This window comes from Chitinophaga sp. G7 BAM 1005, from assembly GCF_057126945.1.
In genome coordinates this window covers 5,572,728-5,595,568 of record NZ_CP181478.1, presented here as the reverse complement: position 1 = coordinate 5,595,568, position 22,841 = coordinate 5,572,728, and the positions used below count along the sequence as shown (strand labels likewise).

Annotated in this window: 18 protein-coding genes; 12 read left to right on the top strand and 6 right to left on the bottom strand. The window is 47.3% G+C overall.

What is annotated here, in order from left to right; all coding sequences use genetic code 11:
• Positions 1–38 precede the first annotated feature (38 nt).
• From ACMXI2_RS22165 to ACMXI2_RS22130, 8 genes are all read left to right on the top strand, one after another.
• Complete coding sequence (locus ACMXI2_RS22165) at positions 39–272, top strand: hypothetical protein (RefSeq protein WP_483778243.1); 234 nt, start codon at positions 39–41, stop codon at positions 270–272.
• Positions 273–855: 583 nt separating this feature from the next.
• Positions 856–1,680 (top strand): prephenate dehydratase, encoded by an 825-nt coding sequence (locus tag ACMXI2_RS22160; RefSeq protein ID WP_483778242.1) that lies wholly within the window; start codon positions 856–858, stop codon positions 1,678–1,680.
• Positions 1,681–1,688: 8 nt separating this feature from the next.
• Complete coding sequence (locus tag ACMXI2_RS22155) at positions 1,689–2,852, top strand: pyridoxal phosphate-dependent aminotransferase (protein WP_483778241.1); 1,164 nt, start codon at positions 1,689–1,691, stop codon at positions 2,850–2,852.
• Entirely contained in the window at positions 2,849–3,691 is an 843-nt protein-coding gene (locus tag ACMXI2_RS22150; protein ID WP_483778240.1) for a prephenate dehydrogenase, read from the top strand. Before ACMXI2_RS22155 ends, ACMXI2_RS22150 begins: the two co-directional genes overlap by 4 nt.
• A 33-nt stretch (positions 3,692–3,724) precedes the next feature.
• Positions 3,725–4,828 (top strand): chorismate mutase, encoded by a 1,104-nt coding sequence (locus ACMXI2_RS22145; protein WP_227024498.1) that lies wholly within the window; start codon positions 3,725–3,727, stop codon positions 4,826–4,828.
• A gap of 74 nt (positions 4,829–4,902) precedes the next feature.
• On the top strand, positions 4,903–5,928 hold the full coding sequence (aroB, locus tag ACMXI2_RS22140; protein WP_483778239.1) for a 3-dehydroquinate synthase: 1,026 nt from the start codon (positions 4,903–4,905) through the stop codon (positions 5,926–5,928).
• 39 nt (positions 5,929–5,967) lie between these two features.
• Complete coding sequence (aroA, locus tag ACMXI2_RS22135) at positions 5,968–7,230, top strand: 3-phosphoshikimate 1-carboxyvinyltransferase (protein WP_483778238.1); 1,263 nt, start codon at positions 5,968–5,970, stop codon at positions 7,228–7,230.
• Between the two features lie 22 nt (positions 7,231–7,252).
• Positions 7,253–8,254, top strand: a complete 1,002-nt coding sequence (locus ACMXI2_RS22130; protein ID WP_483778237.1) for a chorismate synthase — start codon at positions 7,253–7,255, stop codon at positions 8,252–8,254.
• Positions 8,255–8,592: 338 nt separating this feature from the next.
• Here ACMXI2_RS22130 and bamJ read toward each other — a convergent pair whose 3' ends face one another.
• From bamJ to ACMXI2_RS22110, 4 genes are all read right to left on the bottom strand, one after another.
• Positions 8,593–9,312: a BamJ family beta-barrel-assembly machinery protein gene (bamJ, locus tag ACMXI2_RS22125; RefSeq protein ID WP_079470465.1), complete on the bottom strand. Its 720-nt coding sequence runs from the start codon at positions 9,310–9,312 to the stop codon at positions 8,593–8,595.
• Positions 9,313–9,436: 124 nt separating this feature from the next.
• Positions 9,437–11,329: a CocE/NonD family hydrolase gene (locus ACMXI2_RS22120; RefSeq protein WP_483778236.1), complete on the bottom strand. Its 1,893-nt coding sequence runs from the start codon at positions 11,327–11,329 to the stop codon at positions 9,437–9,439.
• Between the two features lie 73 nt (positions 11,330–11,402).
• On the bottom strand, positions 11,403–11,753 hold the full coding sequence (locus ACMXI2_RS22115; RefSeq protein ID WP_483778235.1) for an MmcQ/YjbR family DNA-binding protein: 351 nt from the start codon (positions 11,751–11,753) through the stop codon (positions 11,403–11,405).
• Positions 11,754–11,897: 144 nt separating this feature from the next.
• The gene (locus tag ACMXI2_RS22110; protein ID WP_483778234.1) at positions 11,898–12,410 is read right to left on the bottom strand and encodes a hypothetical protein; all 513 of its coding nucleotides are present in this window, start codon (positions 12,408–12,410) and stop codon (positions 11,898–11,900) included.
• Between the two features lie 317 nt (positions 12,411–12,727).
• Here ACMXI2_RS22110 and ACMXI2_RS22105 point away from each other — a divergent pair, with 317 nt between their 5' ends.
• Complete coding sequence (locus ACMXI2_RS22105) at positions 12,728–13,978, top strand: alkaline phosphatase family protein (protein WP_483778233.1); 1,251 nt, start codon at positions 12,728–12,730, stop codon at positions 13,976–13,978.
• 79 nt (positions 13,979–14,057) lie between these two features.
• Here the strand turns inward: ACMXI2_RS22105 and gcvP are convergent, their stop codons facing one another.
• Positions 14,058–16,919: an aminomethyl-transferring glycine dehydrogenase gene (gene gcvP, locus ACMXI2_RS22100; RefSeq protein ID WP_483778232.1), complete on the bottom strand. Its 2,862-nt coding sequence runs from the start codon at positions 16,917–16,919 to the stop codon at positions 14,058–14,060.
• Between the two features lie 164 nt (positions 16,920–17,083).
• Between gcvP and ACMXI2_RS22095 the strand changes: the two genes are divergently transcribed.
• Positions 17,084–17,578, top strand: a complete 495-nt coding sequence (locus ACMXI2_RS22095; RefSeq protein ID WP_079470457.1) for a YkgJ family cysteine cluster protein — start codon at positions 17,084–17,086, stop codon at positions 17,576–17,578.
• A gap of 40 nt (positions 17,579–17,618) precedes the next feature.
• Here ACMXI2_RS22095 and ACMXI2_RS22090 read toward each other — a convergent pair whose 3' ends face one another.
• Entirely contained in the window at positions 17,619–18,875 is a 1,257-nt protein-coding gene (locus ACMXI2_RS22090) for an MFS transporter (protein ID WP_483778231.1), read from the bottom strand.
• A 140-nt stretch (positions 18,876–19,015) separates the two neighbouring features.
• Here ACMXI2_RS22090 and ACMXI2_RS22085 point away from each other — a divergent pair, with 140 nt between their 5' ends.
• Both ACMXI2_RS22085 and ACMXI2_RS22080 read left to right on the top strand, forming a co-directional pair.
• A complete protein-coding gene (locus ACMXI2_RS22085) occupies positions 19,016–20,245 on the top strand; it encodes a PQQ-dependent sugar dehydrogenase (protein WP_483778230.1) in 1,230 nt (409 codons plus the stop codon).
• A 262-nt stretch (positions 20,246–20,507) separates the two neighbouring features.
• Complete coding sequence (locus ACMXI2_RS22080; RefSeq protein ID WP_483778229.1) at positions 20,508–22,628, top strand: carboxy terminal-processing peptidase; 2,121 nt, start codon at positions 20,508–20,510, stop codon at positions 22,626–22,628.
• Positions 22,629–22,841: the final 213 nt, after the last annotated feature.

Here is a 22,841-nt window from a genome sequence, read left to right as displayed (position 1 = left end):
AGGTTAAATCATTCAAAAACAACTTAAATAATTGTAACATGAAGAACGTAATCAAAATTGGTTTCTTAGCTCTGTCTTTCGGTCTGTTCGCAGTTGCTTGCGGTGGTGCAAAAACTGAAACTGGTACCGACTCTACTGCTAGCGCTGCTGGTGCTGCTATCGATTCAGCTGCTCAGGTAGCTACTTCTGCTGTTGATTCTGTAGCTGCTGCTGCAAAATCTACTGTTGATTCTGCTGCTAAAACTATCGATTCAGCTGCTGTTAATCACTAATCTGACTTTAGAATTTATAATTAACCGTTCCGGCTTGGCCTGAACGGTTTTTTTATGCCTTGTTTTGGGTTACAGAAATATGTTTATTTGAAAGTTATTCAATAAACGGCCTTTATTATTAAAAAAAGCATATTTTTTGATATTACCCCTTGGATAATTAAAATCGTGCCGTATTTTTGTCCTACACTTAAAAAGAGTAACAAATAATAATATGATACAACAAACCTCTTTCGGCTTTTTTAGCTTTTATTATTTCTGGTACCAGGAATAGGGAGGTCGTTTGTAAAAGATAAAAGAACTACAAAAAGGCCTTCCGGAACCGGAAGGCCTTTTTTAATACCAAAAACAGGGCATACAGCCAGCTGATGCCAACAATACATAAACATATGTTACAGCCAGTTTCAGGCAATTACTTTTTTTATTACTTCTCTTACTTCTTTTATGCGAAGAAGCAGGGGACCCGTTTGCAATAACATACTTACATATAAAAGTACAGCGCAAAGGGTCCCGGATCGGGACCCTTTCTGTTTTTAATAGCTAGTTGCTGTAGCAACTATAACTGAATAAACTCAATCACATACACATGAAAATTGCCATACAGGGGTTTGAAGGATGTTTTCACCAGGTTGCTGCCCAGGGGTATTTCGGTAAACAAGCCGAAATAGAATGCTGTGCCTCCTTTGCAGAGCTGGTTAAAAAAGCAAAACAACAAACCGATGTGGATGCAGGTATGATGGCCATCGAAAACTCAATTGCCGGCAGCATCTTACCAAACTACAGTCTTATTAAAAACTCCGGTCTGCATATCACCGGTGAAATTTATCTCCAGATCAATCAGCACCTCATGGTACTGCCCGGGCAAACGATGGAAGATATCAGGGAAGTACATTCACACCCGATGGCTCTTTTGCAGTGTATGGATTTCCTGGAAAAGTACCCGCATATCAAACTGGTGGAAACAGAAGATACCGCTCTCAGTGCCAGGCATGTAAGACAGAAGAAACTGAAAAGTACCGCTGCTATTGCAGGTAAACTGGCAGCGGAAATCTTTGAACTGGATATTATAGCGCCTAATATTCACACCAATAAAAACAACTATACCCGCTTCCTGGCAGTATCCCGCACGCCGATGGTTACTCCCGAAGATGCCAATAAAGCATCCGTATACTTTCAAACCAGCCACGACAGGGGCAGCCTGGCTAAAGTGCTTACCCAGATCGCAGTGGCCGGCATCAACCTGTCGAAGCTGCAATCCTTTCCTATCCCGGCGAAAGAGTGGAATTATTACTTCCACGCCGACATGGAATTTGATAACGCCGCTCACTTTGAAAAGGCATTATCGAAAATAGAACCACTCACAGAACACCTGAAAGTGCTGGGTATTTATAAAAAAGGAAAAACACATTAATCAGTTTTATGCAAATACAGGTTGCTAAAAGATTACAAGGCACAGAAGAATACTACTTCTCCAAAAAGCTCAGGGAAATTGAGGAAATGAACCAAACCGGTACAAAGGTGATCAATCTCGGTATCGGAAGTCCGGATCTGCCTCCTCATCCTTCAGTGGTGGCTGCATTGAACGAAAATGCCGCTTTGCCGAATACGCACAACTACCAGGGCTATAAAGGCATTCCTGCCCTGCGTAAAGCAATGGCAGACTGGTATCAACGCTATTACAACGTAACCCTGAACCCAGATACAGAAGTATTGCCGCTGATTGGTTCCAAAGAAGGGATTATGCATATCTGCATGACTTACCTGCAGGAAGGCGACGAGGCCCTGATCCCTAACCCGGGTTATCCTACCTACCGCTCCGCAGTGAACCTGAGTGGCGCTACTGTTGTTGATTATGACCTGACGGAAGAAAACAGCTGGCTGCCGGACCTGGATGCACTGGCACAAAAAGATCTGAGCCGCGTGAAACTGATGTGGGTAAACTACCCGCATATGCCTACCGGCGCGAAAGTAAACAGGCAATTTGCCGCAAAGCTCATCACTTTCGCCAAACAACATAACATCCTTATCTGCCACGATAATCCGTACAGCTTCATCCTGAATGAGCAACCCGAAAGTTTGCTGCAGTTTGAAGGTGCAAAAGAGGTGGTGCTGGAACTGAACTCCCTCAGCAAATCATCCAACATGGCCGGATGGCGCATTGGTATGCTGGTGGGTAAGGCAGAATGGATTGCACAGGTACTGCGCTTCAAAAGCAATATGGATTCCGGTATGTTCCAGCCTATGCAGATGGCCGCTGTAAAAGCACTGCAGCTGGGGAAGGAGTGGTACGATGACTTAAATAAAATTTACCGTGCACGCAGGGAGAAAGTATTCCAGTTACTGGATCTGCTGCATTGCACCTACGATAAAAACCAGGTAGGTATGTTCGTTTGGGCGAAGATACCTGCTACTAACGAAAACGGCTATACGCTCACTGATGAAATACTGCAAAAGGCACGTGTATTCATTACCCCGGGAGGAATATTCGGAAGTAACGGTAACGGCTATATCAGGGTGAGTTTGTGCCAGGATGAAAAGGTATTCCAGGAAGCGATAGAACGTATCAAAACCAACGTAAAATGATTGCAACAATAATAGGAACGGGTTTAATCGGCGGCTCGCTCGCCATCACGCTGAAGGAAAAAGGCGTGGCGGAGCGGATCATCGGGGTGGATCTGAACCAGGAGCACCTGCAACGGGCGCTGGAGCTGAACATCATCGATGAAGGCGCCAGCCTGGAAGATGCCATGAAACGCTCCGACCTGGTAATACTGGCAATCCCCGTGGATGCAGTGCTGCAGGCCCTGCCCGCCATCATGGATAAAGCGCGCCCCGGCCAGGTGATTATGGATGTAGGTTCTACCAAAGAAAAAATACTGCAACTCGTTGCCGGTCATCCCAACAGAGGACGTTTCGTGGCGGCCCACCCGATGGCCGGCACCGAGTATTCCGGCCCCGATGCGGCTATACGCAACCTCTTCGTAAATAAAACGATGGTGCTCTGCGATGTGAAAAACAGCGATGAAGACGCGCTGGAAATAGTGGAAAATATGGTAGACCAGCTGCAGATGCGCACCGTATATATGAATGCAGAAGAGCACGACCTGCACACTGCTTATGTATCTCACATTTCTCACATCACTTCTTTCGCACTGGCATTAACGGTGTTGAAAAAAGAGAAAGAGTCAGGACGCATCTTCGAACTGGCGAGCGGTGGTTTTGAATCCACTGTACGGTTGGCGAAAAGCTCTCCTGATATGTGGGTACCTATCTTCAAACACAACCGCAACAATGTACTCGATGTACTGGAGGAACATATCAGCCAGTTACAGCAAATGAAAACATTGCTGGAAAATGAAGACTACGACACCTTTTACAAATTGATTCAAAAATCCAATAAAATCAGGAAGATCCTGAAATAACTAAATTCTGATAATCTACTTAACTTCAATACTATGGTACAGACAATGGAACAGATATTATCTAAAACAAAATTCTCCGATCCGTCTTCCGATAAAAAGCCGTTGATCATTTCCGGACCCTGCAGTGCAGAAACCGAAGAGCAGGTATTAGCCACCGCACTGGCCCTGCAAAAAACAGGTAAAGTGGACGTTTTACGCGCTGGTATCTGGAAACCCCGTACCCGCCCCGGTTCTTTCGAAGGCATAGGTACAAAGGGTCTTGCATGGCTGCAGAAAGCCCGTGAAATCACTGGTCTGCCGCTGGCGGTGGAAGTAGCTACTGCGAAGCAAGTGGAAGACGCGCTGCATTTCGGTGTGGATATTCTGTGGGTAGGCGCACGTACTACCGTAAACCCTTTTTCTGTGCAGGAAGTAGCCGACGCACTGAGAGGTGTGGATACAACCGTTTTAATTAAGAATCCTATCAATCCTGACCTGGAACTGTGGATTGGCGCCGTGGAAAGAATCCAGAAAGCTGGTATCAATAAAGTAGGTTTAATTCACCGTGGCTTCTCCAGCTATGGCAACACCCAATACCGTAATGCACCGATGTGGCACCTGGCTATTGAGCTGAAACGCCGTATGCCTGAACTGCCTATGATCTGCGATCCTTCGCATATCTCCGGCCGCCGCGATATCCTGCAGGAAGTTTCCCAGGAAGCCATTGACCTTGATTACGATGGACTGATGCTGGAAACACATGTAGATCCGGACAACGCGTGGAGCGATGCCAAACAACAGATCACGCCGGAAAAATTAGCAGACCTGCTGGATGGTATCACCTGGAGAAGAGAACATTCCGATAAAAAAGATTTCAACTCCGCACTGGAAAAACTGCGCGCGCAGATCAACCAGGTAGATGATGAAATCATGCTGTTGCTCGGCAACCGTATGAAAATTGCAGAAAAGATTGGTGTGTACAAGAAAGAAAATAACATCACCATCCTGCAAACAAACCGCTGGAATGAAATCCTGGACCGCGCAGTGTCTAAGGGCGAGAAACTGGGCCTGACGAAAGATTTCATCGTGAAATATTTCGATGCAGTTCACCTGGAATCCATCAACCGCCAGAACAAAGTAATGAACGAAGATAAGTAGATCCATCAGCCGCCGGCTGTTGACACTAACAACAGCCGGCAGTAGTTTTTCTGACAGCTAAAGCTAATCGCTCCATGCTCATACAAACCCACCAGTTTCAACAACAGGAAACTACCTATTTTTTAGGGGAAAGCCTGATGGAGCTGGGCAATCATGTAAACCGTCACAGGGCAGTACTGGTAATAGATGAAAATGTAGAATATTATCACGGTCATCATCTGCACAACTGGAACAAAATTGTGGTGCCCGCAGGGGAAGAATTAAAAAATATGGCTACGGTAGATAAGATCATCGATGGTCTTATTTCTTACGAAGCCGACCGCAAAACCACGCTGGTAGGTATTGGCGGCGGAATGCTCACCGATGTGGCAGGGTTTGCCGCCAGCATTTACATGCGTGGAATTCCCTTTGGCTTTGTACCTACTACTTTATTAGCGCAGGTGGATGCTTCCATTGGCGGAAAGAACGGGGTGAGTCATGGTAAACAGAAAAACCTGCTGGGCATTATCCGCCAGCCGGAGTTTATCCTTTTTGATTATGCCCTGCCGCTCACTATGCCGGCAGAAGAATGGCACAACGGCTTTGCTGAAATCATCAAATACGCGTGTATCATGGATGCAACGCTGTTTGATTATCTCGAAAATAACAAAGAAAAAGCGCTGGCCCGCGATGTGGAAGTACTGCAATACCTGGTGGAAAAATCAGTAGCAGCAAAAACAAAAGTAGTACTGGAAGATGAGTTGGAAAACGGTCCACGCAGATGGCTCAACTTTGGTCATACCCTCGGGCATGCCGTGGAAAAGCTTGAACATATAGCGCATGGTAAAGCGGTGGCCATAGGAATGGTAGCAGCTGCCCGTTTTTCGGAAAAGCTGATGAACCTGCCGGCAGATCAAACGATCCGCCTGATAAAACTGATCAGCGATTACCAGCTGCCCGTAGCTTTTAACTCTGATAAAGACGCGGTGTTCGACATCTTTAAACTGGATAAAAAACGGGAGAAAGACGTAATACATTTTGTATTGCTGGAGCAGATCGGGAAAGCAACCACTATGCCCATTCCTATTGCAGAACTGAAGTTGTTACTGCAGGAATTGTAAATTTTTTTCTAATCAATTAAAGGCAGACGAAATATACATATGCAAGTTACTGTATCACCAGCCATCATTAAAGGCACGGTTACGGCCAATCCTTCCAAAAGCGCCATGCAACGCGCTGTGGCAGCGGCTTTGCTGGCAAAAGGGAAGAGCGTTATCCGTAATCCCGGCCTGAGCAATGATTGCCTGGCAGCACTGGAAGTAGCCGAAAACCTGGGTGCTAAAATCAAACGGGAATACGACTATTTCGAAATCACCAGCAACGGTGTAGCGCCGTTTTATGATGAAATCAACTGCGGCGAATCCGGTTTGGGCATCCGTATGTTTACGCCCATCGCGGCGTTGTCGTCCCTGCCCATTACCATTGAAGGCCACGGTAGCTTAACTACCCGCCCGATGGATTTCTTCGAAGCAGTATTACCACAGCTCGACGTAAAATGCTCCACACAGGGCGGTAAATTACCGCTGCATATCCAGGGGCCATTACATCCGAAAGATATTACGATCGATGGTTCCCTCAGCTCACAGTTCCTCACCGGCCTGCTCATGGCCTACGGCGCTGCAGCAGAAAATGTAACTATCACAGTAACAGATCTGAAAAGCAAACCATACATTGCGTTAACCCTCCAGCTGATGGCGCACTTTGGCGTTCAGGTGGAAGAAAAGAATTTTGAAACCTTCCATTTCGGAAAGAAACAGGCATATAACGCCTGCGACTATACGGTGGAAGGCGACTGGAGCGGCGCGGCCTTTCTGCTGGTAGCTGCAGCAGTAGCCGGTAAAGCGGAAGTACAGCATCTCAACACCTCCTCTGCCCAGTCAGATAAAGCTATCCTGGAAGCATTGGAAAAAGCCGGCGCACATTTAATGTCCGGCGTGTTTACGGTAAATATAGAAAAAGGCGGATTGAACGCATTTGAAATAGATGCCACCGATTGTCCCGATCTGTTCCCTCCGCTGGTAGCGCTGGCAGCTAACTGTAACGGCACTACGAAAATAAAAGGCGTGAGCCGTTTAGCCCATAAAGAAAGCGACCGCGGGTTAACACTGCAGGCAGAATTTGGCAAGATGGGTATCAAGATTGATCTTGAAGGCGATATCATGCTGGTACATGGCGGCACCGGTATTAAAGGCGCGCAGGTACATTCACATAACGACCACCGTATTGCGATGGCCTGTGCTGTAGCTGCTTTAACAGCAGACGGCCCGGTGATCATCGACAATGCAGAAGCAATCAATAAATCCTACCCGGAATTTTATGATCACCTGGAATTGTTAGGTGGTAAGGTGGCGGTAACCGTATAATTTCACTTTAAATCATCAGCGTGTGAACAGTTTTGGCAGATTATTCAGGGTAAATGTTTTTGGAGAATCACATGGCGCCAGCGTTGGCGTAAATATAGATGGTATACCGGCAGGTATCCCGTTAAAGCAGGAAGATTTCCTGGCAGACCTGGAACGTCGTAAAGGCGGCTCCAGGGGCACTACGCCCCGCAAGGAGGAAGACCTGCCCTTTATCAAATCAGGCGTTTTTAACGATTTTACTACCGGTGCGCCTGTTACCATTCTTTTTGAAAATAACAATACCCGCAGCACTGATTACGAAAAGTTGCGGGAGTTCCCGCGTCCGGGGCATGCCGATTTTGTAGCTACCGAAAAGTTCGGCGGCTTTGAAGACTATCGCGGCGGCGGACATTTCAGCGGCAGGCTCACCCTCAACCTGGTGGCAGCCGGTGTAATCGCCAAAAAGATCCTGGGTGAAGAGATCCAGGTAAATGCCACCATCACGGAAGTAGGAGGTAATCCCGATCCGGAAGCTGGGCTGGAAGCCGCGATTGCAGCAAAAGATTCGGTAGGCGGTATCGTGGAGTGCGTGGTGAATGGCCTGCCCATTGGCCTGGGCGAACCTTTCTTTGATTCGCTGGAATCCGCGCTGGCTCATGCCGTTTTTGCGATTCCCGCCATCAAAGGTATTGAGTTTGGCGCCGGCTTTGCCGCCGCTAAAATGAAAGGACTCGAACATAATGATCCCATCATCGATAAAACCGGTAAAACGGCCTCCAATCATGCAGGCGGAGTAGTAGGCGGTATCACCAACGGTAACCCGCTGGTTTTCCGCATTGCGGTGAAACCTACATCCAGCACACCTAAAGAACAACAAACCCTCAACATTAAAAGCGGGGAAGTGGAAACTTTCAGCGTGAAGGGCCGTCACGACCTCTGCATCGCGCTGCGCGTACCGGTAGTATTGGAAGCCGTTACCGCTATGGTACTGGCAGACTTCTTCCTGCTGGAACAACGCCGCCCGCGGGTGTTTAGAGGGGAGTAGCGCCTTCGGCGCTTTTAAATTGTCTTGGAGCAGGATTAGGATGATTATGTTGATTGCACTGATTTTCCCATTTTTTGTTGTTTGGTATTTTGGGGAGATGAAAGCGGGTATTTGATTTTATTGATTTTTGTACTAAAATATCTCGGGGAGATAACAGCAAAAACATTTGCTGCTATCTCCCCGAATTTGTTAATCTCGTTATAATAAAATCAAATACCCGCTTTCATCTCCCCAAAATACCAAACAACAAAAAATGGGAAAATCAGTGCAATCAACATAATCATCCTAATCCTGTTCCAAGACAATTTAAAAGCGCCAAAGGCGCTCCATCCGCTGCATTACTGCTCTATCGCCAGCAGCTCCACATCAAATATCAGCGCCGCACCCGGGCCGATTTTTGGACCCGCACCGCGGTCGCCATACGCCAGCTCAGAAGGGATGAAAAGACGCCATTTAGAGCCTACTGGCATTAACTGAAGGGCTTCTGTCCAGCCTTTGATCACGCCGCCTACCGGGAAGGAAATGGGCTGTCCTCTGTCTACAGAGCTATCGAACACCGTACCATCGATTAATGTACCGTGATAATGCGTTTTTACTTTGTCGGCGGCGGTAGGTTTAGGACCATCGCCTTCTTTCAGGATCTGGTATTGTAAACCATCGGGTAGTGTTACCACTCCTGGTTTGGATTTATTCTCCGCCAGGAATTTAAGTCCTGCTTCGCGGTTTTTGGCAGCTTTGTCTGCTTTCAGCTGCTGCAGATAATTACTTATGCTCATATCACATTGTTCTTTTGACAGTGTTAACGGTTTGTTCTTCAACGCATCCTGTACTGCTTTGGCCAGGAGGGCGGGATTCACATTTTCCAGTCCCTGGGCTTTCAGGTTCTCGGCAATACTAACTCCTATTCCGTAGCTCACGGAATCCAGCTTGTTTTTTAATACCGGTGACTTAACGGCTGTTTTGGCCACGGGCTTCTTAGGTGCAGGTTTAGCCTGACTGAAACCTTGTACGGATAAGCATCCCAGGGCTCCTATGAACAGGTATTTTTTGTACTTCATAAATAATAGACCGAAATGTTAGTTAAAATAAGGCTTTTTAAAGATGATGCAAGTTAATCAATATAATATTTCACCCGCAAGCCTTTTACCGGGATGACACCATTAGCATCACCCCGGTAAATCATTATTTCACTACCGGCAGCACCACGTTGGAAGGGTGCTGCGTATCGTGGTAGATGCGGATAGTGGCCTTTTTAAAATCTTTGTCTGTAGCCTTGTAAATATCCATGAACTGCTGCGGGTTCCGGTCTGACAGCGGAAACCAGCTGCTTTGTACCTGGATCATGATGCGGTGTCCTTTCTGGAAGGTATGCGCCACATCCGGCATGGTGAATTTTACTTCAGCAGGTTGATTGGGCACAAATGCTTCCGGCTTTTCAAAGCTGTTGCGGAATTTGCCACGCATGATCTCTCCACGTACCAGCATCTGGTAGCCCCCCATCGGGTAGGTAGCAGAAGGCACCCGGCGATGTTCGGTAGGCGCGTCTTCTTCATATTTGAAATCATCAGGGAATACATCAATCACTTTCACGATGAAATCGGCATCTGTAGTGCTGGTACTGGCAATCAGGTCCGCTACTAACGGGCCGGCCAGGGTAATATCCTTGTCCAGTACTTCACTTTCAAATACGGCTACATCAGGTCTGCGGGAGGCAAAGCGCTGATCATCGGTCATATAGTTGATGGTACGGCCAAAATGTACGTCTTCTGTATACGGAACGGGTTTGGCCGGATCGCTTACGTATTCGCTGAAGCTATTGGTAACAGCGGGTTTGGTGAAGGAAAGCTTACCATCTTCCTGCAAATAAACCGGTGCATCTTCCATGTTAGCCGGAGGCCATTTAGGGAGTTGTTTCCATTTGTTTTCGCCGGTGAAGAAAATAGTGGCTTCTGCGATATCCGGTGCAGCGCCTTTGCCTTTAAGGTAATAATTGAAGAAAGGAATTTCAACGTTTTGTGCATAGTATTCGGCGGTGTTGCTGCCAAAGCGCACATTACCCAGGTGGGTGCCATCGTTGGATGCCCACTGACCGTGGTACCAGGGTCCCATTACAATACGGTTGTTGGTAGCCGGACTTTTGGTTTCAATTGCCTGATAGGTATTCCAGGCGCCGAAGCAATCTTCCGCATCAAACACGCCTCCTACAATCAACATAGCAGGTTTTACATTTTGTAGAAAGTTACGCACGTTGCGGGCTTTCCACCAGCTGTCGTAAGTAGGATGTGCGTACATTTCATGCCAGAAGGTTACGCTGTCGCCGATGATTTTAGCGAAGTTGGGCAATGCGCCGGTTTCCAGGTAGTATTTGTAGTTGTCGTGCGTGTAGTAATCAATGCCCTTTGGCCCTTCTGTAGTGGGTTTGGGATGTGGGTGATCAAATACGGTATAAAAAGAAAAAGCGTCTGCGATAAAGAAAGCACCGTTGTGATGAAAATCATCTCCCAAAAACCAATCCGTAACAGGCGCCTGCGGGCTCACCGCTTTCAGTGCCGGATGACCGCTCAGCGCAGCCATAGTAGAGTAGAAGCCGGGATAGGAAATACCAAATATTCCTACGCTACCGTTGTTGCCGCTGAGGTTTTTCACGAGCCAGTCGATAGTATCATAGGTATCACTGGCTTCATCAATATCTTTCTTTCCCTTTTTAGCAGGATTGAAAGGTCTTACATTTACAAATTTACCTTCACTCATCCAGGTGCCTCTTACATCCTGTATGACCATAATGTAGCCTTCTTTCAGGTATTCTTTGTAATGATTTTTATATAACGGACGGAAGGCGTTTTCTCCATAAGGAGCGCAGGAATAAGGCGTGCGCGTCATCAGGATAGGATGTTTCTCTGATTGATCTTTTGGCAGGTAAATGGATGTAAACAACTTAATGCCATCGCGCATGGTGATGTACACTTCTTTTTTAGTGTAGTGTTCATACATCCAGAGTGAATCCTGGTTAACGGCTTTACACGCCGCGGGAATTACAAACAGCGCGGCACAGGCCAGCAGCAGCCATTTTCTCATAAACAGTTTATTTTAGATTTCGGGCTAATGTAATAAAAAAACGGGGGATGGCTGGCAGCTATGTGGGGAACGGTTACCGGCCCAGTTTCTCTTTTTCTTTCTTTGGCAAACTCGCCACTACTAACTCGTACGAGTTCCTGATCCATCCCAGCAGCAGCTTATTGGGAATGCCGGAATGCACATCAACGGTATTCCAGTGTTTTTTATTCATATGATAGCCGGGGATCACACCTTCATATCGCTCCCGCAGCTCAACGGCTTCTTCCGGATCACATTTGAGGTTAATGGATTCAAAATTTGAAAGACCGCTGAGGGCAAATACTTTTCCGCAAACTTTATATACCAGGGTTTCATCTCCAAAAGGAAACTCTTCTGTAACGCCAGGGAGTGAAAGGCAATATTCCTGAAATTGTGCAAGGTTCATGAGTAACAATTATATCTGGCTACAAAAGTCAGGAAAATTTCCGGAGGGACAGGGAAATTTATCACCGTCAATGGCAATAGTATAGCCCTGTACGTTAGCAGGTAGGCTACACGCACAGGGCCGGCACTTAAAAACTTTGGTGGATTATTTCTTGTTGATACTGATGATCACGCGGGAATAACGGGCATAGGTGATCTCCACTTCCTGCCCCGCCCTGTATCCTTCCAACGCACCACGCATCCAGTAAAACAGGCGTTTTTTCTTATTCTCCAGCAGGATCATAATATTGGTTTGTGTATCATTGTTTTCCAGGTATACCGCTTCCATCGGCGCCTGCAGGGTGGCTTTCTGTAAGGCTGTCAGGTCTTTTTTAATGGCCCAGTAGCGTATATCTGTTACTTTTATCAACGCAAATATCAACGCTATCACAAAGCATAACAGCCATACCCAGAACCAAAGGTTTTTGAAAGACAGGAGCGAATCATCCGCATCACCCAGGTTGTTGTGAGTGTATAAATAAATTTGCGGTATCACAGCAGCAATGAATAACAGCCCCAAACCGATAAGGGTGAATTTTGTTAACTGTTGCTTGTTTCTCTTCAGCGCGTCCTGTAATAGAAAATGTTCCTCAGTCGTAATAAAGGTGTAATCAGACATAGTTGTTAGATGGTTTTTCAGTTGGCTAATATATAGATAAACAATTAATTAATTAAAATTATATATATAATTTTTTATTTAGTGATTATCATTTTGCCTGTTTATAGCCATTTTGTAATGATATGTGGTAAAATATTATTACATGTTTACGGAAGATTTAATAGTTGTGGCAACTCATATCTATCTTTTATTAACGGATATATAATTTCTTCCGATGGTTTTGAATGGAAATAGTTTTCTAATTTGCCTCCACGTCATAACCCATCATCTGTTATTCTTCCCCAATTATTACCATGCAATCATAAATACCATAAATAGTGAAAAGGATTTTTTTATTAGCCGCCGTCCTGTTATCGATCAGCTTTGCCGGTTATACCCAGGATACAGCCCAGCTGGTAGTGGAAGGAAGAAAGAACAGCGCCACGCAGCAGTCGAGGCCCTATGTGATCATGATCTCCATTGATGGTTTCCGGTACGACTACGCCGAAAAATACAATGCACAAAACCTGTTGCGGCTGTCGGGAGCAGGCGTTCGCGCTACTGCTATGCAGCCGGCATTTCCATCCCTTACGTTTCCCAATCACTATTCCCTGGCTACTGGTCTTTACCCGGCGCATCACGGCCTGGTGGATAATCTTTTTTACGACCGTAAAAGAGATGCTGTTTACAAAGTGGGCAACCGCGCCGCCGTGGAAGACGGCACCTGGTACAACGGCGTACCACTATGGGTACTGGCGGAGAAACAGGAAATGATCAGCGCCAGCTATTTCTGGGTAGGCTCAGAAAGCGCCATACAAAACGTACGCCCTACCTACTATTTTAAATACCAGGAAAAAACAGGGATCGATCAACGCATCCAAACAGTAATAAACTGGCTCCGCCTGCCGGAAGAACAACGCCCGCACCTCATTACCTTCTACTTCCCCGAAGTGGATCACATGGGACATTCCTGGGGGCCGGACGCCGACAGTGTACGCAGCGCCGTACAATTTGTGGATGCCGCCATCGGCAAAATGGTGGCCGAAGTAGAACAGTTGCATCTGCCGGTAAATTTTATCGTGGTATCCGATCACGGTATGATGCAGGCAGATACTACTCACACCATCACCCTGCCCGATGCACCCGTACTGCAACCCCTGAAAAGTATACCAGGAAACGAAAAGGTAATGCTATACGGTAAAACCGACGAGGAAATCAAAGCCGCATATGATTATCTTAAACAACACGAAAACCACTATACGGCTTACCTGAAAAAGGAAACACCGGAAAGATGGCATTATGGCCAGGAAGATGTTTATAACCGCATCGGTGATATTATCCTGCTGGCAGAAGCCAACTATATATTTACACCGGCAAAAAAAGCAAGTCCAGGTCATCATGGGTATGATAATAACCTCACCAACATGAACGCTGTATTCATGGCCTGGGGCCCGGCCTTTAAGCCACACACCCGCATCGCCACTTTCGAAAACGTACATGTGTACCCGTTAGTAGCAAGAATACTTGGCCTGGATATTACCCAGCCAATCGATGGGCGCCTGGAAGTACTGGAGCCTGTCTTACAATAACCGTTATATATCTGTAAAAAAAGAGAAGGGGATAGACGTAACATCTATCCCCTTCTCTTTTAATTTTTAAACCAACAGCTTATACCGCTGCTTCCTCATATGCACTTGCAGGTTCGCAGGTACAGATCAGGTTCCTGTCGCCGAATGTATTGTTGATACGGCTTACAGAAGGCCAGAATTTATTTGCCTTCACATATTCCAGCGGGAAGGCTGCCTGCTGACGGCTGTATGGACGGGTCCATTCATCAGCAGTGATCACCTGTTGGGTATGCGGTGCATTTTTCAGCACGTTGTTTTGTTTATCGCTTTGACCCAGTTCTACCGCACGGATCTCTTCACGGATAGCCAGCAAGGCATCGCAGAAGCGATCCAGCTCACCTTTATCCTCACTTTCAGTAGGCTCAATCATGATAGTGCCAGGAACCGGGAAGCTCATGGTAGGAGCGTGGAAGCCATAATCCATCAGGCGTTTGGCTACATCTTCCGCTTCAATACCGGCAGCTGCTTTAAACGGACGGAGGTCCACAATGAATTCATGCGCACAGGTGCCGTTAACACCGGTATACAGGATGTCATATGCTTTTTCCAGTTTTGCCTTCATATAGTTGGCATTCAGGATAGCAAATTCAGATGCCTGTTTAACGCCGTTGAATCCAAGCATGCGGATGTAAGCGTAAGAGATCAGCAGGATGCTGGCAGAACCAAATGGCGCTGCAGATACTGCGTTGGATGGCTTGCCATCATTCAGCGTAACGTGTCCTGGCAGGAATGGCGCCAGGTGTTTGGCTACGCAGATAGGGCCCATGCCGGGACCGCCGCCACCGTGAGGGATAGCGAAAGTTTTGTGCAGGTTCAGGTGACAAACATCTGCGCCAATCAGTCCGGGTGCAGTTAAACCTACCTGGGCATTCATGTTGGCGCCGTCCATATATACCTGTCCGCCATGTTCGTGTATAGTAGCGCAGATATCTTTTACACTTTCTTCATATACACCATAGGTAGATGGATAGGTGATCATGATACCGGCGAGGTCTTTACTGTAGGTGGCTGCTTTTGCTTTCAGATCGTCTACATCGATGTAGCCGTTTTCCAGTGCTTTTACAATCACTACCTTAAAGCCTGCCATTACTGCAGATGCAGGGTTGGTACCGTGGGCGCTGACCGGGATCAGCATTACATTACGGTGGCCTTCACCTCTGCTCTTCTGGTATTCGCGGATCACCAGCAGGCCGGTGTATTCGCCCTGTGCGCCACTGTTGGGTTGCAGACTGCATGCGTCGAAGCCGGTAATTTTGCTGAGGTATTCTCCCAATTCTTCGGTCATCTGTAAATAGCCGCCTACCTGGTTTTTCGGTGCAAATGGATGCATCTTGCTCCAGTGTGCCCAGCTCAAAGGAATCATCTCGGTAGCTGCATTCAGCTTCATGGTGCAGGAACCCAGGGAGATCATGGAAGTATTCAGGGAAAGATCCTTGTTTTCCAGCATCTTCAGGTAACGCATCATCAGTGATTCGCTGTGATAGCTGTTAAATACAGGGTATTGCAGGTAAGGAGAAGTACGTTGCAGATCGGCAGGGATACCGGTGGTGCCACCAGAAATGGCTGCTGCATCTGTAGTACCTGCGCCAAATACGTGCAGGATATCGTTTACATCAGCAATGGTGGTGGTTTCATCGAGAGAGATACCCACGTTGCCATTGGCGAAGTAACGGAAGTTGATACCCAATGCTTCTGCTGCATCTTTTACATCAGCGCCTTCTACTACGATAGTATCGAAGAAGCTGTCTGACGCCAGCTTCAGCCCTTTGGCCTTGAGCTTGCCCGCCAGTGTGTTGGTAAGCAGGGAAATACGGGTAGCAATATTTTTCAGCCCTTCCGGACCATGATATACGGCATACATGGCGGCCATGTTGGCCAGCAGGGCCTGTGCTGTACAGATATTGGAAGTCGCTTTTTCACGTTTGATGTGCTGTTCACGGGTTTGCAGTGCCATACGCAGCGCACGGCCGCCATTGGCATCAATGCTCACACCGATGATACGACCAGGGATAGAACGTTTAAAGTCATCCTTTACTGCAAAGAAAGCAGCGTGCGGACCCCCAAAGCCCAATGGAACACCAAAGCGTTGTGCAGAACCAAAGGCTGCATCAGCGCCCATGTCGCCGGGGGAGGTGAGCAGGGTCAGTGCCAGCAGATCTGTTGCCACACCTACAAATGCACCCGCCGCATGTACCTGGTCAATGAAAGCACGGTAACCGGCTGCAGCGCCTACGTTGTCGGGATACTGGATCAGCGCGCCGAAGTATAATTCGTCGAAGGAAGCAGTTTTGTAATCGCCTACCACTACTTCAATGTGAAGCGGGGTAGCGCGGGTATGAATTACATCCAGCGTTTGCGGATATACGTTGTTATCTACAAAAAATTTAGGCCTGGTTACATGGTCATGATCCTTATTCAACGCATTGAAGAACATGGTCATGGCCTCTGCTGCTGCAGTGGCTTCATCCAGCAGGGAAGCATTGGCAATTGGCAGTCCGGTCAGATCGCATACCATCGTCTGGTAGTTCAGCAGGCTTTCCAGGCGGCCCTGGGAAATTTCTGCCTGGTAAGGCGTATACTGGGTATACCATCCTGGATTCTCAAATACATTACGCAGAATAACACTCGGTGTAATGGTATCAAAATAACCCTGGCCAATATAGTTGCGGTATACTTTGTTTTTCAGTGATATGTCCTTCAGATGACGGAGATAATCACTTTCACTCATCGCTGCAGGAATAGCCAATGGCTGTTGCATACGGATGGCGCCCGGAACGGTTTTGCTGATCAGCTGGTCCAGGTTGGAGGCCCCGATGGTTTCCAGCATCTGGTTGGTCTCTCTTTCATTCGGCCCTATGTGACGGTGCACGAATTCATTTTGTTGAATATCAAAAAGATTCATGATGTAAGCAGGTAATTTGAAATAGAATGCGCAAAGCTATGCAGATTTTAAGCAACGGCCAAACAATCAATATTGGCGGGGGAAAACAGTGATAAATGATACTTCAGGGATAAGGGTATATGTCATAATTTTGTCCACAGACTATTTACCTATCTTTGCAGCAAATGAGCAAAATATTAGAAGACTGGGAACAGAAGGCCCAGGACAAGCAAAAAGCGAATAAACAGTTCCTCGCAAAACTGCAAACCCGCCGTGGAAAAGGAGTGGAGAAACTGTTGCCGGATCTGCACGAAGAAGCATTCAGTAAAATCGACTGCCTCCAGTGCGGTAACTGCTGCAAAACCATCAGTCCCCGTTTTAAAGGGCCCGATATCAGGCGCATCTCAAAGCACCTAGGCATGAAGGAAGGCGATTTTATTGAAACCTACCTCCGGCTTGATAAGGATGAAGACTATGTGGTGAAGTTCACGCCGTGCCCTTTCCTGGGCGCCGACAACTACTGTGGCATCTATGACGTACGCCCCGGCGATTGCGCCAACTATCCCTATACAGACAGTTACGACTTCTTTAAACGCCCGAAGATCACCTACGAAAACAGCACCGTTTGCCCGGCTGTTTATTATGTGCTGGAAAAGTTAAAAGAAAAGATGGATTTATAGGTAAAGGCGGTTAGTGCTGTTAAAGGCTACCCGCCGCCCGCTATGGCTTCAGATCCAGCTTGCGCATAGCCGGCGAGATAATGTAAGTGGTGATCACTACACCCAGCGTAACACATCCTCCAAATACCACCGATGGCGCCAAACCCATTGCCCTGGCCATAAAGCCGCTTTCAAAGGCCCCCAGCTCATTGGAAGAACCCACAAACATGGAACTTACCGATGCTACCCGCCCGCGCATATCGTCCGGCGTTTTTAACTGCAGGATCGTTTGCCGTATGATTACACTGATACCATCCAGCGCGCCACTGATCAGCAGCGCAAACATCGACAGGTAAAAGCTCGTGGAAAGACCAAACAATATAATGGTTAATCCAAAACCAAATACCGCCGCCAGCAGCTTGATGCCCGGTTTGTTCACCAATGGCTTATGAGCCAGTATAAACATGGTGACCAACGCGCCCACCGCAGGGGCAGAACGCAGCAATCCATATCCCAGGGAACCCACATGCAGCACATCTGTGGCAAATGCCGGTAACATCGCCACCGCACCGCCAAACAACACCGCAAACATATCAAGCGCCATCGCATTCAATACCACTTTGGTTTTCCATACAAACCGCATTCCTTCAGTAAGACCCGTCACAAAACTTTCCCCCTTCGGTTTATAATAAACCGGCTTGGGCTTTATCTTCAGCAAACTGTATAGAGGCGCCAGGAAAATAAATACCACCATCAACATCGACCAGTGTACCCCGAACCAGTGAATGAAAAGCCCGCCCAGCGCAGGCCCCAGTACACCGCCTATCTGCCAGGCAGAACTGCTCCACGTAGAGGCGTTGGCGTATAATTCACGCGGTACCAGCAGCGACATCAGGGTAAAGTTGGAAGGACTTGTATAGGCCCGCACAATACCGCCCAGGAAAACCAGCAGGTAAATGAGGTTAAGCACCCAGTGCTTTGAGATGCCCGCCACTGCGCGGTCCCAGGTTAACAGGAATAGTCCCGAGCTGATAAAAAGATAAGCAATCACACAGTTGAGGAGCATGCCCCGCTTCTCGCGTTTGTCCACCATATGACCAGCAAACGGCGCCAGCAACACAGCAGGAATTACTTCTGCCAAACCTATCAATCCCAGTGAGAAGGGATCTTTTGCAATTTCATATACCTTCCATTCTATAATGGCAAATTGCATGGCCAGCGCAAATACAAGCGCAAAGCGGATTACCAGGTAATAGTTGAATTCCGGAAAGCGTAGCGAAGCGTATGGGTCGTTCTTTTTCGGTGCCGTAGTGTCCAACCTGATGATTTTTTGCGAAGGTACAAAAATCAGAACCGGCGCCGGCAGAATATCGGACAATCCGCTTCACCGCTCACCACAATCACTTCTTCTTTTCGGCTTTCTGGTTTATATTTATTCTGCATTAATACCGCAGTTCTATGGAAATACATACCCTTATTTTCCGGGCTTTATTACCGGCTATATTCATACAGTTTGCCTGTGCGGGCAACAATTCAAATGATGATGGCCCGGAGCCTCCGGCTAATGCGCCCCGGAAAGCGAAGCTGCAGCTGGTAACAGACCAGTTCATATCTCCGGTAAATATGGCCGTGCCCGGGGATGGTTCCGGCAGGTTATTTTTCTGTCAGAAAGAAGGGAAAGTATGGATTGTGCAGCAAAACAAGCTGCTTCCCACTCCTTTCCTGGATGTAAGCGGCGATATGATCTCCGTAAATCCGGGATATGATGAACGGGGGCTGCTGGGGATGGCCTTTCACCCCGATTTTAAATCGAATCACAAGTTTTATGTGTACTATAGCTCGCCTGCTAAAAAATCCGGCTTCAACCACACCAGCCGGCTGGTAGAGTTTACCACCACAGCAGGAAATCCAAATGTGGCTAACCCAGCCTCCAAAAGAATTGTGCTGGAAGTGGATGAGCCGGAATCCAATCACAATGGCGGGCAGCTGCAGTTTGGCCCGGATGGCTACCTCTACGTGGGGCTTGGCGATGGCGGCGGTGGCGGCGATAAGCATGGCACTATTGGCAACGGTCAGGATCTCAATACTTTATTGGGTAAAATATTAAGAATAAATGTCAATGGAACACCCTATTCCATCCCGCCGGATAATCCTTTCGTTAACCGGCCCGACACCCGGCCTGAAATATGGGCCTATGGCCTTCGCAACCCCTGGCGCTTTTCCTTCGACAAAACTACCAGGATGCTTTTTGCGGGTGATGTGGGACAGAATAAGTATGAAGAAGTAGACATCATTACCAAAGGAGGCAATTACGGCTGGCGGATCCTGGAAGGCAATCACGATTATAATGTGCCTGCGGGCGCGGACAAGTCGGCATTGATTGCACCTATCCACGAATACAGCCACGATGTGGGGATAAGTATCACCGGTGGCTATGTATATCGCGGAAGCGCCATCCCGGCACTGAAAGGATTATATGTTTTCGGCGATTATAACGGCAAAGCCTTTGTACTCACGCCCAACGGGCAAAAATGGGACAGCGCTCCCCTGGAACTCACCGGTCGCCCGGCAGATAACCTCCAGATCCTCAGCTGGGGAGAGGATGAACAGGGCGAATTATATATGCTTGCCAGCACTTCCGGCAGCAGCGGCTTTAAAGGAGCGGTGTATAAGCTGGTGAAAGAATAAAACATTCCAGCCACCTTAATCGTTTACTTCAGGTCCACCTTTAAGGCGGGGTTCCTCCCGGTATACCCCGGGTCACGGAGCTATCGGCAACTACACCTTTACAGGTACTGCAGCGAGCGGGAAAAGCAACGCTTTTCAGCCATGTATCTCGCCTGGTGCCCGTTTGGCCCAATTTTTTGTTAAAAGGAAATAAATTGCACGACCGACGGGTGATTTTATTTTATATTTGATTTGACAACGTTTAAGTTCAATTGAGATACATATGAGACTGAAAGTGATTATACCGGTTGTGCTGCTTAGCATCTCCGCAGGCGTGCTGGCTTTTAATAAGCTCGGACATAATGACGATCCTCCCGGTCGTTACGAGGTGATCATGAACCTGGTAGGGCAGATGCTGAAAGAAGGGCATTATCAACCTAAAGCAATAGATGATAAATTCTCCACCGAAGTTTTTAATAAATACCTGCGTAGCCTGGACACGGAAAAGAAATTTTTCCTGAAAACAGATGTGGATAAGCTCATGCCGCTTGCCGTTCATATTGATGATGAACTGAAAGGCGCGCCGATCGACTGTTTCCGCAGCATCAACACCCTGATTAAACAACGGGTGGCTGAAGCCGCGGCGATCTACCCCGAAATCCTGTCAAAACCTTTTGATTTCACTGTGGATGAAAAGGTAACACTGGACCCGGATAAAGTGGATTTTCCTGCTGATGAAAATGCCCGCAAAGAAGCCTGGCGCAAAGTATTGAAATACCGTACGCTGGAAAAACTGACCGATCTCCAGGAAATGAGAGAAAAAGATAAAGGGAAAGACAGTATTAAAACCAAAACCGATGTGGAACTGGAAGCAGAAGCCCGCGTAAAGGTGAAACAACTGTACGACCGTTATTTTGAACGTCTGAAAAACAGGCAGAACGATAATGATCGCTTTAACCTCTACGTAAATGCAATCACCACTACGATGGATCCGCATACCGACTACTTCCCGCCGGATGAAAAACGCGCGTTCGAAGAACAGATGGCCGGTAAGTTCTTTGGTATCGGCGCACAGCTGAAAGAAGAAGGCGACAAAATCCGCGTGGTAAGCATCGTTACCGGAAGTCCGAGCTGGAAACAGGGACAACTGAAAGCAAACGATGTAATCCAGAAAGTAGCCCAGGGAAATACTGAACCAGTGGATATCACAGGTTACCCCGTAGAAGATGCGGTGAAACTGATCCGTGGTAAAAAAGGTACCCCCGTTAAACTGACCGTAAGAAGCGTGGACGGTACCAATAAAGATATCACCATCATCCGTGATGAAATTGTTACCGAAGAAACATTCGCCAAATCAGCGATCATCAACGGACAACATAAAATAGGCTACATCTACCTGCCGGAATTTTACGCCGACTTCAACGACCGTAACGGCGCCCGCAGCGCGGAAGACGTTGCCAAAGAAGTAGCTAAACTGAAAGCAGAAAACGTGGAAGGCATCATCCTCGATCTCCGCTTTAACGGCGGCGGCTCCCTCCAGGATGTAGTGCAAATGGCTGGTCTGTTTATTCCGGAAGGCCCCGTGGTACAGGTACGTTCCCGTGGTGGCGACGCTGTAGTACTGCGTGACCGCGATAAAAATGTACAATACGAAGGACCACTGGCTATCATGGTAAATGAATACAGCGCCTCCGCTTCCGAAATTATGGCTGCAGCCATGCAGGATTACAAACGCGCAGTGATCATCGGCAGCACTCAAACATTTGGTAAAGGCACTGTACAGCGTCTCTTCAACCTCGATGATTTCTACCCGGTGAAAGACGGTGGCAGCCTCGGCGCCCTGAAACTTACCCAGCAGAAATTTTACCGCGCAAATGGAGGCTCTACCCAGCTGAAAGGCGTGGCTTCAGATATCGTATTGCCTGATCCATACTACGAAGTAGCCGAACGCAAAGATTCCGATGCACTGGCATGGGATGAAATCCCCCGCGCAAGCTTCACCGCATGGTATAACCCGGTAAATGCAGAATCTCTGAAAAAGAGCAGCGAAAAAAGAATGGCCTCCAGCGCAGCTTTCAAATTGCTCAACGAAAACCTGAACACTTTAAAGAAACTGGAAAAACAGGAAACTTATTCCCTGAACCTGCAGACTTATAAAACAGAACAAAAAACAAATACCGCTGCACTCAAAAAATATGATGCAGTAAATGATAAAGTAAAAGAACTCAGTATCGTAAATATCAAATCCGATATGGAGAAATTTGGCAGCGATTCTTCCAAGATAGCCCGTAACAAGGACTGGATCAGGATCAGAACCAAAGACATCTATCTCGATGAAGCAGTGAACGTAATGAACGACCTGATCGTTCAGTCATTGCCTAAGATGCAGCGTAAGAACCAGTAACGAGGGAGCGCCTTCGGCGCTTTTAAATTGTCTTGGAGCAGGATTACGCTGATTATACTGATTTGTAGGATTTGATCATATTTGATTTTAAAAGATTAAGGGAGATAGAAGCGGATATCGCTTTTTATCTCCCTTAGTCTTTTAAAAATCCCTGAAAATAAAATCAATTAAAGAATTAAGGGAGATAGAAGTGGTACTCACTCCTATCTCCCT

Coding starts and splice junctions, on each gene's coding strand:
- ACMXI2_RS22165 (WP_483778243.1), top strand. CDS start 39: ATGAAGAACGTAATCAAAATTGGTTTCTTAGCTCTGTCTTTCGGTCTG.
- ACMXI2_RS22160 (WP_483778242.1), top strand. CDS start 856: ATGAAAATTGCCATACAGGGGTTTGAAGGATGTTTTCACCAGGTTGCT.
- ACMXI2_RS22155 (WP_483778241.1), top strand. CDS start 1,689: ATGCAAATACAGGTTGCTAAAAGATTACAAGGCACAGAAGAATACTAC.
- ACMXI2_RS22150 (WP_483778240.1), top strand. CDS start 2,849: ATGATTGCAACAATAATAGGAACGGGTTTAATCGGCGGCTCGCTCGCC.
- ACMXI2_RS22145 (WP_227024498.1), top strand. CDS start 3,725: ATGGTACAGACAATGGAACAGATATTATCTAAAACAAAATTCTCCGAT.
- aroB (WP_483778239.1), top strand. CDS start 4,903: ATGCTCATACAAACCCACCAGTTTCAACAACAGGAAACTACCTATTTT.
- aroA (WP_483778238.1), top strand. CDS start 5,968: ATGCAAGTTACTGTATCACCAGCCATCATTAAAGGCACGGTTACGGCC.
- bamJ (WP_079470465.1), bottom strand. CDS start 9,312: ATGAAGTACAAAAAATACCTGTTCATAGGAGCCCTGGGATGCTTATCC.
- ACMXI2_RS22120 (WP_483778236.1), bottom strand. CDS start 11,329: ATGAGAAAATGGCTGCTGCTGGCCTGTGCCGCGCTGTTTGTAATTCCC.
- ACMXI2_RS22115 (WP_483778235.1), bottom strand. CDS start 11,753: ATGAACCTTGCACAATTTCAGGAATATTGCCTTTCACTCCCTGGCGTT.
- ACMXI2_RS22110 (WP_483778234.1), bottom strand. CDS start 12,410: ATGTCTGATTACACCTTTATTACGACTGAGGAACATTTTCTATTACAG.
- gcvP (WP_483778232.1), bottom strand. CDS start 16,919: ATGAATCTTTTTGATATTCAACAAAATGAATTCGTGCACCGTCACATA.
- ACMXI2_RS22095 (WP_079470457.1), top strand. CDS start 17,084: ATGAGCAAAATATTAGAAGACTGGGAACAGAAGGCCCAGGACAAGCAA.
- ACMXI2_RS22085 (WP_483778230.1), top strand. CDS start 19,016: ATGGAAATACATACCCTTATTTTCCGGGCTTTATTACCGGCTATATTC.
- ACMXI2_RS22080 (WP_483778229.1), top strand. CDS start 20,508: ATGAGACTGAAAGTGATTATACCGGTTGTGCTGCTTAGCATCTCCGCA.